9 protein-coding genes are annotated in these 13,394 nt (G+C 55.6%); 2 read left to right on the forward strand and 7 right to left on the reverse strand.

Going from position 1 to position 13,394, the window contains the following annotated elements; genetic code table 11:
* Positions 1-470: helix-turn-helix domain-containing protein (locus RTK01_RS12185; protein ID WP_312281238.1), on the forward strand; the 470-nt coding region annotated here is incomplete at its 5' end.
* A 69-nt stretch (positions 471-539) separates the two neighbouring features.
* Here RTK01_RS12185 and RTK01_RS12190 read toward each other — a convergent pair.
* The 7 genes from RTK01_RS12190 to RTK01_RS12220 all read right to left on the reverse strand — a co-directional run bounded on the left by RTK01_RS12190 (position 540) and on the right by RTK01_RS12220 (position 9,541).
* Positions 540-2,171 (reverse strand): BCCT family transporter, encoded by a 1,632-nt coding sequence (locus tag RTK01_RS12190; protein WP_312281239.1) that lies wholly within the window; start codon positions 2,169-2,171, stop codon positions 540-542.
* Positions 2,172-2,224: 53 nt separating this feature from the next.
* A complete protein-coding gene (locus tag RTK01_RS12195) occupies positions 2,225-2,941 on the reverse strand; it encodes an AraC family transcriptional regulator (RefSeq protein WP_312281240.1) in 717 nt (238 codons plus the stop codon).
* A 77-nt stretch (positions 2,942-3,018) separates the two neighbouring features.
* Positions 3,019-3,795, reverse strand: coding sequence for a glycyl-radical enzyme activating protein (locus RTK01_RS12200; RefSeq protein ID WP_312281241.1), 777 nt, complete (start codon positions 3,793-3,795; stop codon positions 3,019-3,021).
* A gap of 27 nt (positions 3,796-3,822) precedes the next feature.
* On the reverse strand, positions 3,823-6,213 hold the full coding sequence (locus RTK01_RS12205) for a pyruvate formate lyase family protein (protein WP_312281242.1): 2,391 nt from the start codon (positions 6,211-6,213) through the stop codon (positions 3,823-3,825).
* Positions 6,214-6,675: 462 nt separating this feature from the next.
* Positions 6,676-7,941, reverse strand: coding sequence for an NAD/NADP octopine/nopaline dehydrogenase family protein (locus tag RTK01_RS12210; RefSeq protein ID WP_312281243.1), 1,266 nt, complete (start codon positions 7,939-7,941; stop codon positions 6,676-6,678).
* Positions 7,942-8,204: 263 nt separating this feature from the next.
* Entirely contained in the window at positions 8,205-8,831 is a 627-nt protein-coding gene (locus RTK01_RS12215; RefSeq protein ID WP_312281244.1) for a TetR/AcrR family transcriptional regulator, read from the reverse strand.
* Positions 8,832-8,866: 35 nt separating this feature from the next.
* Positions 8,867-9,541: a GntR family transcriptional regulator gene (locus RTK01_RS12220; RefSeq protein WP_312281245.1), complete on the reverse strand. Its 675-nt coding sequence runs from the start codon at positions 9,539-9,541 to the stop codon at positions 8,867-8,869.
* Between the two features lie 289 nt (positions 9,542-9,830).
* Here RTK01_RS12220 and nifJ point away from each other — a divergent pair, with 289 nt between their 5' ends.
* Positions 9,831-13,337: a pyruvate:ferredoxin (flavodoxin) oxidoreductase gene (gene nifJ / locus RTK01_RS12225; RefSeq protein ID WP_312281246.1), complete on the forward strand. Its 3,507-nt coding sequence runs from the start codon at positions 9,831-9,833 to the stop codon at positions 13,335-13,337.
* The last annotated feature ends 57 nt before the right edge of the window (positions 13,338-13,394 follow it).

The raw sequence follows: 13,394 nt of genomic DNA on the forward strand, positions 1-13,394 counted from the left end.
CCATCCCCCCCTTGCGGGACCGGGCCTGCGACATTCCTCTGCTTGCCAAGCACTTTGTCCTGTCTTTAAATCGAAAGATGATGAAGAATATCAAGGAACTTTCCCCCGACGCAATGGAGCGGCTCTGCAATTATAGCTGGCCCGGCAATGTGCGGGAATTGCAGCATGCCATTGAATACGCCATGAACATCCTGCCGGACGACGCGCTGGTCATCCCCCGGGAGATGCTTCCGGACCACATCCTTCACGGGGATTCGGAAGAAGCGCCGGGATGGCCGGAGCAGCGCAAAAGCGCCATTATCGGTGGAAGCGGCGCAAAAATGGGGAGAGATGAGTTGACGCGCCTCTTGCAGGCAAATGGCGGAAATATTACCCAGACGGCCCGGATGCTGGGTATCAGCCGGCAAAACCTGCAATATCGTATCAAACGGGATAAAATCGACCCGGCAAAAACGGGCGGCATTGTCTAACCGTGTTTTACGGGAAAAAAGCGCGGTCCCCCGCTCCGGCGGGGGACCGTGCTTTTTATAATTTCTTTTTCAGAAGCCCAGCTTTGCCAGAAATTTGATCTTGCTCTTCGCCGCCGGAGGCAGGCCGTTGTCGGGAGCGTTGGCCACGCTATCCTCGTCCACATAGCCTCCGTCCGCTTTGCGGGGCCGCTTGGACATATAGCGCAGGAAGCCCAAAATTACAAACAGGCAGACAAATGTCAGCGGAACGCCACAGAAGGACTTGATGGTCTTCACGCCGTTGATGCCGCCCAATGCGGTAAACACCAGAGCAATCACGGCGAAGACAAGGCCCCAGAACAGCTTTAGGGGAACCGGAGCCTCAGTGTTCTCGTCGCTCCCCTCTACACACATACTGGCCAGCGTCACGGTCATGGAGTCGCACTGGGTAACCAGCGAGATGGTGATGATGCACAGCATCACAATTTTTGCAACCGTGGAAAACGGCAGCACGTTGAACATGGACAGCGTCAGCGCCTCCGCGCCCTCGGTGAGATAGATGCCGTAAAAATCCACGCCCTCAAACAACTGGGCGTGAAGAATCGTGCCTCCAAAGGCGGAGAACCACACGATGCCGAACAGGGCCGGGAACAGCCACTCAATCAGAATGAACTCCCGCAGGCTGCGACCATAGGCCACGCGGACCATGAACAGGCCCAGCAGCGGAGCGTAGGCCATCCAGTCCACCCACCAGTACATGTCCCAGTTCTGGGGCCACATGCCGCTGTCCGGATAGGGGGCCGTGTAGAGGCTGGCGGCGAAAAACTCGCTGAAATATTCGCCCAGACTTTCAGTAAACAAGTTGCAGATGTACTCCGTGGGCCCCGCAAGAATCACAAAAAACAGCAGGATGAAGAAAAACTGCACATTGTAGTTAGAGAGCTTGGTGATGCCGTTGCGCAGACCGCTGAGAGCGGATGCGTTGTAGCAGAAGAACATCACCACAATAATCACCGCGTAGATTGTCATGCTGGGCTCGATGCCGGAAAACGCCTTAACAGCGGCGGAGAGCTGCATGGCTCCATAGCCCAGGCCGCCGGCCACGGCGCCGGTGAGGGCAAACGTGGAAACGGAATCAAACACGTCGCACCAGCGGCTTTTCATCACATCCCTGCCAAAGATGGGAATCAGGCAGGAACTGGCCTTAAAGGGCGCACCCATGTTCAAAATTGCATAGGACAGAATCACGCCCATAATCACACAACTGGCATAAGGCGTCAGCCCCCACTGCAAAAAGCAATGCAGCATGCTCCACAGCACGGCACCGTTGCTGCCGGGGAGAAGCCCGGTGCTGGGAGAGGGCTCCATGGCGAAGAGCAGCGGCTCCGCCGCACCCCAAAAGACCACGCCTGCGCCGATACCGGTGCACAGGGAGATTCCGAACCACTGCAAATAGGTAAACTTTGGCTTCGCATTGGGGCCGCCCAGCTTGATCTTGCCCAGGGGCGTAACCATGATGACAACGCATAAAATGACCATGAACAGCATGACCAAGCTGACGAACCACCCAAGGTTCGACATCAGGTTGTTCATGACCATATTATTAAGCACGTTATAGAAGCCCGTTGCGTTTACAACAATGGCAATCAGCATTGCCACAAATAGGATTACCGTGACAGACATCACGACCGGCCGTATCTTCACATTTCTCTTTTGTTCCATTTTCGAAAGTTTCCTCTCTTTTTCCTTTTGGGGTGCTTTTCAGTAACCCGCGCTCATCCGATGCTTTGTTGGAAGCAGGGGCAGCTCCGGTATTCCTTCGGCGTCATTCCGGTGACGCTGTGAAAAGCGCGGGTAAAGGTGGAATTGCTGCTATAACCCACCATCACCGCAATTTCCATTACGCTGTATCTGGTGTTTGTCAGCAGCTCCTTGGCCCGGTTGATTCGGATGCAGCGCAGATAAAAGCTGGGAGAAAAGCCCGTCTTTTGCTTGAACCAGCCATTGTAATAGGTCACGTTATATCGCTCGATTCCCGCAAGCTGATTAACGGTAATGGGCAGGTCGTAGTGCTCTCCGATATAGCGGATTGAGGGCGCGGCACAATTCTCGATCAGCTTGCTGTACAGATAGGCGTACAGATGCCGGACCGACCGGCTGTCGGGGTCCTGCTTCAGCTCGGCCTGAATCAAATCCACAAGCTGGAGGATTTGCCCATGCATGGAAATAATCATGGGCGAGGACAGCAGGACCGCATCCTTACTGTCTGCCATATCCTCTGACAGGTTCATTGCCAGCAGTTTTCCCAGATAATCGCACCGGTGAAGCATTTTAGCGGGGATAAAGCATAACTCCTGAGGAGTCACCTCATACTCGGCGTCGCCCGCCAGGACCCGCATGGTCTGGCGCAGAGGTACGAGAATTTGTGGATGCTCGTGGGAATGTGCGCCGCGGCACTCGTCAAAAACGCGAATGTCTACCATTTGTTTCATAGGCGTATCCTCCAAGCTATGTAAATTCAGCTCTCCGGGCGAACGCGCGAACGATCCCTCCCCGCGCCCGCGCCTTTTCAAACCACGCGCTCCACAAAATGTCCGATCACGTCCCGGCAATGCTCCATCCGCTCCGCGCTTGGCGGCAAGACGCCCTTCAGGGGATAGTCGAGTCCCAGTTTTTCATAGGTCGCCGTCCCCAGGCGGTGATAAGGCAGCAGCTGTACGTGATGCAAGTTTGTGAGCCCCGCGCAGAACGCGCCGATCTTTTTCAGTTCCTCCTCATCGTCGTTCACCCCCGGGATGATAGGCGTGCGGATCACCAGACGGAATTGGTCTTTTACATCGTTGGTACGCGTCATATTTTCCAGAATCCGCGTATTATCCACGCCGCAATAGCACTGATGCCGTTCCTTTGTAAACAGCTTCAGGTCTACATACGCGGTGTCCGTATAGGGCAGCAGCGCGTTGATTTTTTCCCACGGCGCAAAAAAGGAAGTCTCTATGGCGGTGTTAAAACACTCAGCCTTGAAATTTTTTAAGAGCGCAAGAGAAAATTCCGGCTGCGCCAGGGCCTCTCCTCCGGACAGCGTAACGCCGCCGGAGGAGATAAAGTAGAAATGCGAGTCCTTTCGCGCCTCCCGCAGCACGTGGCCCACGGTCATTTTTTCACCGTAGGAATACGCGTCGGTCCGCTCGATTTCAAAGGACTGACTTTCCGGGGTTGAGCACCACTGGCAGCGCAATGGGCAGCCTTTTAAAAATACGACGGTGCGGAAGCCGTCCCCGTCGTGAATGGAGGAACGCTCTATTCGCAGGACGGTCCCCTCTCTGTTTGGCTCAAATATCTCCATTGCGCCCCAGCGCTCCCTTCATATTTCTTATCTTACGCCCGCCCAATCGCGGATTTCGGTGCGGCCGATGATTTCGTTTTGCGTCTCCCGGCTCAGCTCCACGAAAAACGCCGTGTACCCGGCGACGCGGATCAAAAGGTCCCGGTGCTGCTCGGGATGCTCCTGAGCGTCCAGCAGCGTCTCCTTATCAACTACGTTGATCTGGGCGTGATAAACGTCCAGCGTGCACATGGTCTTCATCATGTTCATCATGTGCGCGATGCCGGTTTCGCCCGTCATCAGCTCCGGCTCAATTTTCAGATTTAGCTGCGTTCCCTGTGTATAGCGCGCATGGGGGATTCTGCTGACGGATTTAAACAGGGCGGTGGGCCCGTTCACATCAGTGCCGCCGGTGGCACCGATGCCGTCGGTGAGAGGAGTGCCCGCCTTGCGTCCGGAGGGCAGCGCGCCGACCCACTGGCCGATGGGCGTGTTGCCGGATACCGGCAGCATGCCGCAGGTCATTTTTCCAAACTTGGTCTGATATTTTTCGAACTCATCCACCACATAGGAAAACACCTCGCCCACGCAGAAGTCAGCCCGCTCGTCGTCGTTGCCGTATTTAGGGGCGGACAGGCACATGTCCCGGATGTCCTCATAGCCCTCAAAGTTGGCATTCAGCGCATCGCAAAGCTGCTTCATGGTAATTTTTTTCTCGTCATACACCATGTATTTCACAGCCGCCAGAGAGTTTACAATATCCGCCTGACCCACGGTAATCACTCCGCCGCCGCAGGAGTACTTGGTGGCGCCGGGCTGGCTGTAATCAAGCCCCGTTTCCATGCACTGGGGGAACCCCAAGGACAGGGCCGGTACGGTTCGATAGTTCATGCTGAGATAATCCAGCAACTGGTTGCCGGAGACGATGACGTTTACCACATAGCTGATGTGGGTCTTGACCGCGTTGAAAAACTCCTCAAAGGTCTTGAAGTCAGCGGGGTTTCCGGTGGATACGGACACCTGTTTTCCGGTGATGCGGCTTACGCCGTCGTTCAGCGCCAGCTCCACCATCGCACCCATGTTGATATCGGCAATATCGGTATACTGCTTCATACGTCCGGACAGGTTTGTTTCCACGCAGCCGCAGGGATTCCAGTCCCAAGCCTCGCTCAGGGGCACGCCCTTGTTCTGCATCATGCGGATCCCTACGTCGTTGAAATAAATGGCGGGCATGGTCAGCCCCATGCTGATGGCCTCCACCGCCTTATGCAGCAGTGAATCGGGGTTTTTCGACAGACTGTAGGTAACGGAGAGATTCGGCTCCTTGAACTTCACATCCATGGTGGCCTGAATCATTTTGTAGGACAGCTCGTTGGTGGCGTCGTTTCCATATTGGTCGATGCCGCCGCAGCTGGTCTGAACCGTAATACAATACCCGGCGGCGTACTGGGCGGTGACCTCGTCCTGGAACAGACTCATTTCCGCCACCTTGATCCACATGCAGTCCAGCAGCTCCTGCGCGCTGTCTTCATCCAGGATGCCGGCCGCCAGATCGGCCTTGTAGTACGGATACAGGTATTGATCCAAACGGCCCAAATTGTAAGAAGATGCGTTCTGCTCCATGAAAATGGCGTATTCATAGGAGAGGATGCTTTGGCACGCCTCATAGAAGGTGCGGGCAGGATGCTCGGGCACCCGGCGGCAGATTTCCGCGATTTTCAGCAGTTCCGCCTTGCGGACAGGATCGGCGCAGGAGGCGGCCTGCGTCTCGGCCAGATCGGCGTGGCGGTTTGCCAGGGTGATAATCCCCTCGCACACAATCAGCTCGGATTTGTAGAAGAACATCTTCTCCAGATCGCCAGGCACAGAATCGTCCAGCTTTGCCAGAGCCTCCTCCGCCTCCCTGCGGATTCCGGCGATGCCTTTTTGCAAAACCATCGTCCAACTGGGGGTGGTTTCACCGTAGCCGCGGACGGCCTTGCGGTCGATATAGATAATACCGTTGTCCCGCAGCGTCTCCATGTCCTCGGGCGCCAGCTTCCGCCAGCGGTCCAGCACGCACTTATCCTTCCAGTAATCCCGGACGTCCTCCGTGTAAACCCGCTTGCCCTCCTCGCTGAGATAGAAGGGATCAAAGCGCCGGGTGCTGATGGTGTCCAATTCGTTGGCAATAATGCTTGCGGAGCTGTCCGCGCACAAAATGCCTGCCCGGGGCTTGAACGCCACGCCGCCCACCAGCAGCTCGCTGTCCTGAATGTAAATGTTCTTTTTGCGGCACTGATTCTGATAGCCGATGGCCTTTTGAATAATCCATGGCTGCCCCTCGCTTTCCTTGAACCCTTCCGTGAGGTACTTGGCGTTGTAAACGTCCATTTCAACGCGGGTGCTCAGATACTGCCGACGCAGCGCCTCAATGCGCCGCATATACTGCTTTTCCATAATCAGATAGCCTCCTTGTCAGACTGTTCCTGTTCTGTACGGTTCGGGCTGCGCTTCCGCCCTCACACGCCTCATGTGTACCCTCTTACTCAGCAAAACCAGTGCCACTGCAATGCGCACATCCGGTGAATCTGACGAGATTTGTGCAAAACAGAAAAAAACGGCCCCCAGATAAACGGATGGCAGGCTTTTGGCAGAAGCCTTTTGTGGAGTTTTACAAATTGCACAAGTTTGAACAGCTCGTACCCATATTATTGTACAGAACATCTATTTACTACAGGCGCAAAATTTTGCGCTTTTTGCAGAGCAAGAGGTGCAAAAATTTTGCACCTCTTGAAAATTGAAACGCCACCGGGCGCTTTCTTTGGCATAAAAATGCGTGGAGTGCAAACGAAGGTTTGCACTCCGCGCACAAGCGGGTTTCAGGCTGCGGGGGGACGGCGGCCCCTCCTCCTTAGCCTCTTACTTCGCGGTAAAGACGCCTTCCCGCAGATACTTTTGAAGCTGCTCATGGGTCATGTGGCCGATTTCCAGATAGTCCAGAGTGTACTTGCTCTCCTTGTCCAAGTCACGCTTGATCATGGTACTGGCCAGCAGAATCATAGAGTCGATGACGGGCGTGGCGACGCCGTATTTTTTGCCTAACTGGCTCATCAGATAGCAGCCCACGGGCACGTCCTCAGTGATGTAGCGGTTTTCCAAATCAAAGGGACCGTCGCCATAGAAGTTTTCGTACCGCTCGGTGAAGGGAACGGCAAAGTCGGGGCCCATGTACTCTTTGCCATACATGGTGGTGCGGGAGAAGAAGTCCTCGTAATTGACGGTGCACAGGCCGATGTCCATTTCCTTCGCCAGCGCCTTCTCCTCGTCCCAGAATTTGGCCTGAACCTCGGCAATGGCCGGGCATAGGGCAAAGCCGTACAGAGAGTAGTTCTTCTTTTCCTGCCCCAGGACAGTATCAAAGTTCTGCATGACAGCCGCGCCCAAAACCGCGCCGGGCACATGGATCACCGGGTTTACATTGGAGAGGTTCACATCCAGAATTGTGTTGGCGCGAACAAAGCCGTGGTGGAACTCCTCCCCCGTCTTGGAAATTGTGACCTCGCCTTCTGCGTCGATAATGGCGTCGAAGGCCGGGATGTAGAAGGCAGAAGCCATAAAGGCGTCGGTGTCGGTTTCAGGCATAGCGCAGCCGCGAATCGTGGTAATACGAGTCTCCACTTTGCACTCGTTGGTCACAACGCCGCCCCGGCGCACAACCCGGATTCCGTAGGGAGCGGTGTACCATGCGCCAACGATGACCTTTGTGGTGCAGTTCATCTCACGCATCAGCTTGCGAAAAATGAAGGTACCGCAGTTGTCCGGCAGAATGTGAACGACCTGTCCGTCCTCCAGCAGAGGAATCAGCTCGCGAAAGATATCCTCGTGCGCCACGGCCACCGTGGCCACAACCACGATGCCCGCGCCCTTTACGGCCCTAGCCATGTCGTCGGTGGCCAGCGCCACCTTCGCCGTGCCGGTGCGTTTAAAGCCGAAGAAGCTGAACTGTGCGCCGCTCAGGGTAATGCCGGTCTTTTCAATGTTCAGGAAGTTGGTTTTGGCAAAGCGGGGCTGGTCCCAAAGCCGGACCTCCTTGCCCTGCAGTGCGCAGTCCGCCGCCATTGTCTTGCCCACGGCGCCGCCGCCGAGAATTGCGATTGGCATGTCTTTCAAATAACTCATGTCCATAATGTGTTCCTCCTCATCATAATGCCGCCGAAAACATCTCCGGCGAAATTTATCGACTATAATTCAATGACTTTAGTTCATTATATGAACGGACACACCATTTGTAAAGCCGTAAAACTATATAAAAAACAGAGCGGCATTTATACAGGATACTGCAATTTTGAAAATCGTTTTGCAATCGTCAGCTTTTTTGTGCTGTTTTTCTGGTCATAAAAAGCCCGCCCGATTGATCGGGCGGGCTTTTTCAGCAAAAGGATTTCGTTTTAAATCAACATACCCCGGGCCGTCATCGCCACGGCGTCCGAAATCATCTCTGTCAGGCTTATATCTTGGCTGTCGAAGCACCAGAGGACCTCCACGCCAATCATAGTGGACAGCAGATCAAACACATACCGCTCGGCCGCTATGCCCGCGTCAAGCACATTCGCATCCTGGCCGCGCTCTACCAGCTTTTTCAGGCACTGCAACAGGGGCCTGTCCCGATCGTAAAAATTACGGTCCTCCCATGTAAAGTAATTGGAAATCATGGCGCGGATAATTCCCTTCCCCCGCTTTTCGTATTCCTGATAGGTCAGGCGCACAAACGCGGTCACGCCGGAGAGAAAATCCATTTCCTTGACTTTTTCATATGCCTCGTTATAAAGCGCATCCGACTGTGTAAATGTGTATAGCACCAGGGCCTCTTTGGACGAAAAATGTGTGTAAAACGACCCTTTGGCCACGTGAGCTGCGGCGGTAATATCCTCAATGCTGACGTTGTGGAACCCCTTTATGTTAATTTCTTTGACCGCCGCGTCGTAAATTTTTTGCTTGGTCTGCATCGCCTGCATCTGCCGCCGGGTGGGTTTTGCCACCGCGGAAGCTTGAGAACTGCTTTTCACCCGATTCATTCCTCCTCAAACAAACTGTGGACCCTTCTTCCGCATCAGTCCTCCGCGGATCCGGGCTCCCTGCGCCAGCACCTGAGCAAATAGGGGTCGATGCGATAAAAATCCTTGGTATGCTGGCAAATCAGCTCCCGGACCTCGTCCAGCCTTCCGCCGCGTATCGCCTCCACCATCGGTCTGTGGTGATGAATCTGCAAAAGGCTGTGCTCCACATTCGTGTATTTGGAAATCTGAATGAGATGAATCTGCTGATAAACCGCATACTGCTGATTTATCAGTCTGGAGTTTCCGGAAATTTTGGAGATGGCCAGGTGAAAATCGCAATCCGTACGGATCCGCTCGTAAACGTCGCCCCGGGCGGCCGCCTGCTCACAAACGTCCGCCAGATTACACAGGACTTCAAAGTCCGCTGCGCTGCCATAATGGGCTGCCAGCTCTGCTGCAAGAATATCCTGCGCCAGCCGGATAGTTCCGATCTCGCGGATTTCCTCATCTGAAAAACACGTAACCGACGCGCCGCGATTATGGCCGATGATCACCAGCCCCTCCGCCTCCAGCCGGCGGAGCGCGTCATGAATGGGCGTCCTGCTGATGGACAGCTTGGATGAAATCTGCAACTCCGGAATGCGCGCTCCGGGAAGCAGCTCCATGTGAAAAATCATGTCTTTAATCCGCTCATATGCGGCTGCACTTTGGGAAGAAATCGGAATCACCCTCTTTTGTGTTCAATTGTTTCGTTTTCGATAGTATACAATATTTGCTCAACTCGGTCAATCGGTTTTCATTTATTCAATTTTTAAAATTGAATGCAGTCATGGATTTTTGCACAGATAGTTGCCGCCTGTTTTATTGATTCCACTGAAAAAAACTTTACATATTGACATTTTGAATTCATAAAACTATAATTGCATGCAATCCAGCGAATAGCGTGTAATTTTAAAAATTGTATGGCGTTCTGCACGGAAACTTTGATCGAGGGGCATTGAGAAGGAGGAAAAGAACATGGCAAAGAAACTGGAAATTATGGATGGAAATCAGGCCGCCGCGTATGTCTCTTATGCATTTACGGAGGTGGCGGGCATTTTCCCCATCACGCCGTCCTCTCCCATGGCGGAGCATGTGGACGAGTGGGCGGCCAACGGAAAGAAAAACCTGTTTGGCCAGCCTGTTCAGGTGGTGGAGATGCAGTCCGAGGGGGGCGCGGCCGGCACGGTGCACGGCGCCCTCCAATCCGGCGCGCTGACCACTACCTACACGGCCTCACAGGGCCTGCTGCTGATGATCCCCAACATGTACAAAATTGCGGGCGAGATGCTGCCGGGCGTGTTCCACGTTTCGGCCAGAACCCTGTCGGTCCACGCGCTGTCTATTTTCGGCGACCACTCCGACGTGATGGGCGTGCGCAGCACGGGCTTTTCCCTGCTGGCATCCTCCTCCCCGCAGGAGGTGATGGATTTAGGGGCCGTCGCCCACCTGTCCGCCATTCACTGCCGTATGCCGGTGCTGCATTTCTTCGACGGCTTCCGCACCTCCCATGAAATTCAGAAAATTGAGACTCTGGACTATGAGGACCTGCGTCCTCTGGTGGACACGGAGGCTCTGAAGGCCTTCCGCAAAAACTCCCTGAATCCCGAGCACCCCGCCACCCGAGGCACCACCGTCAACCCGGACATCTTCTTCCAGTGCCGCGAGGCCTGCAACGACAAGATTGCCTCGATTCCCGCAGCGGTAGAGCGCTATATGCGGGAGATCGGCAAACTCACCGGCCGGGAGTATCATCTGTTTGATTATTACGGCGCACCCGATGCGGACCGGGTCATCATCCTGATGGGCTCCGCCGCCGAAACCGCCAAGGAGGCCGTGGACTTCCTCACCGCCCAGGGTGAAAAGGTCGGTCTGCTGAACGTACATCTGTATCGCCCCTTCTCTGCGGAGCACTTCCTCGCCGCCCTGCCCGCCACCGCGAAGCGCCTTGCCGTGCTGGACCGCACCAAGGAACCCGGAGCAATGGGCGAGCCGCTGTATCAGGACGTGTGCACCATTTACAAGGAGCGGGGCATTCCCATGGAAATTGTGGGCGGCCGCTACGGACTTAGCTCCAAGGACACCACCCCGGGTCAAATTCTGGCGGTGTATGAGAACCTGAAGCAGGAGACTCCCAAAAACGGTTTCACCGTCGGCATTGTGGACGATGTGACGCATACCTCGCTGCCGGTTGCCCGGGAGATCGAAACCGCTCCCGCAGGCCAGACCGACGTGGAGATCTGGGGCATGGGCTCCGATGGCACCGTGGGTGCCAACAAGAACTCCATCAAGATTATCGGCCATGCAACGGACCTCCACTGTCAGGCGTACTTTGTGTACGACTCCAAAAAGTCCGGCGGCCTGACCCAGTCCCATCTGCGCTTTGGCAAGGCGTCTATCCGCTCGCCCTATCTGGTGCGGAACGCGGACTTTGTGGCCTGCCACACGCCCTCCTATGTCAACAAGTACGACATGGTGCGCAACCTGAAGAAGGGCGGTACCTTCCTTCTGAACTGCGCTTGGGATGAGGAGGGACTGGAAAAGAACCTGCCCGCCTCCATGAAGCGGACTCTGGCTGAAAAGAAGGCGAAGCTTTACATCATCGACGCCATCGCAATCGCCCGCGAGTTGGGGTTGGGCAGCCGCACCAACACCATTTTGCAGGCGTCGTTTTTCAAACTCACTGGCGTAATTCCCATTGAAACAGCCGTGACGGAAATGAAGGACGCCATATACAAGACCTATTACAAGAAGAAGGGCCAGGCCGTGGTGGACATGAACAACGCCTCCATCGAGCACGGCATAGACGGACTGCACGCGGTGCAGATTCCCGCCGCCTGGCTCACCGCGCAGGACGAGGCCAAGGAGAACAGCGCTCCCGCCTTCATTCAGGAGGTCGTGGAGGTGATGAACCGGCAGGAGGGCGACAGCCTCTCCGTATCCACCCTAAAAAAATACGGTCTGGAGGACGGCACATGGCCTTCCGGGACCTCGAAATACGAAAAGCGCGGCGCAGCGGTGGAAATCCCCGCGTGGAGGATGGATGCCTGCATCCAGTGCAACCAATGCTCTTTGGTCTGCCCCCACGCCGCCATCCGCCCCGTCCTGCTGAATGAAGAGGAGAAGGCCGTCGCCCCCGTCGGCTTTGAAACGAAAAAGGCCACGGGTGCGGGCCTCGACCGGTATCAGTTCCGCATTCAGGTTTCGCCCTATGACTGCACCGGCTGCGGAAGCTGCGCCAACGTCTGCCCCGCCAAGGAGAAGGCGCTGGTCATGGAGCCTCTGGAAAGCCAGCGGAAGGAAGCCCCGAACTGGATCTACGCCACGGAGCAGGCCACCGTCAAAAAAGATGCCGTAAACGCAAAGACCGTGAAAAACTCCCAGTTTGCAAAGCCCTATTTCGAGTTCTCCGGCGCTTGCGCGGGCTGCGGCGAGACGCCCTACATCAAGCTGGTGACCCAGTTGTTCGGCGACCATATGTACATCACCAACGCTTCCGGCTGCTCCTCCGCGTACGGCGGATCCACCCCCTCCTCTCCCTACTGCACCGACTGCAACGGCTGCGGCCCCGCCTGGGCGATGTCGCTGTTTGAGGACAACGCGGAATATGCCTACGGCTACCTTCTGGGACAGGAGGCCATTCAGCGCCAGTTGGTGGAAAAGGTCAGCACTCTGGCCGAGCGCGGCGTCGCCAAGGACGCCTGCGAGGCCTATCTCAAAAAGGGCACTTTGGCCGAAGAGTCCCGCACCGTCAGCGACGCGCTGCTCTCTGCGTTGGAGCGCGATGGCAGCGAGGAATCTGCGTTTATCCGCGACAACCGGGAATTCCTGACCAAAAAGAGCGTCTGGGCCTTCGGCGGCGACGGCTGGGCTTACGACATCGGCTACGGTGGACTGGATCACGTGCTGGCCTCCGGCAAAAACATCAATATGTTGGTTCTGGACACCGAGGTGTATTCCAACACCGGCGGGCAGTCCTCCAAGTCCACAGCGGCGGGCGCAATCGCCAAGTTCTCCGCCGGTGGCAAGGTCACCAAGAAGAAAGATCTTGGCCTGATGGCCATGAGCTACGGCTACGTGTACGTGGCGCAGGTGGCCATGGGCGCGGACCCTGCCCAGACATTGAAGGCAATCCGCGAGGCCGAAGCCTATGACGGCCCGTCCATCGTCATCTGCTACTGCCCCTGCATAGAGCACGGAATGAAAGCCAGTATGGGCCTGAGCCAGTTGGAGGAGAAAAAAGCCGTGGAAGCGGGCTACTGGCATCTGTACCGTTACAATCCCCAGTTGAAGGAGGAGGGAAAGAATCCCTTTATTCTGGATTCCAAAGCGCCCACCGGAGATTTCCAGCAGTTTCTGCTGGGTGAAAACCGCTATGCATCCTTGAAGCTGTCCTTCCCTGAAAAGGCCGAGGAGCTGTATGCCAAGGCGGAACGGGACGCCAAAGAGCGTCTGGAAAGCTATCAAAATTTGGCCACCAAGTAACAAGGAGGAATAAAAAAATGGCACTCAAAACAGGAAAAGAATATGTGGAAAGTCTGC

Origin of the sequence: Oscillibacter sp. (assembly GCF_031978065.1) — a bacterium.
Classification (GTDB): Bacteria; Bacillota; Clostridia; order Oscillospirales; family Oscillospiraceae; genus Oscillibacter.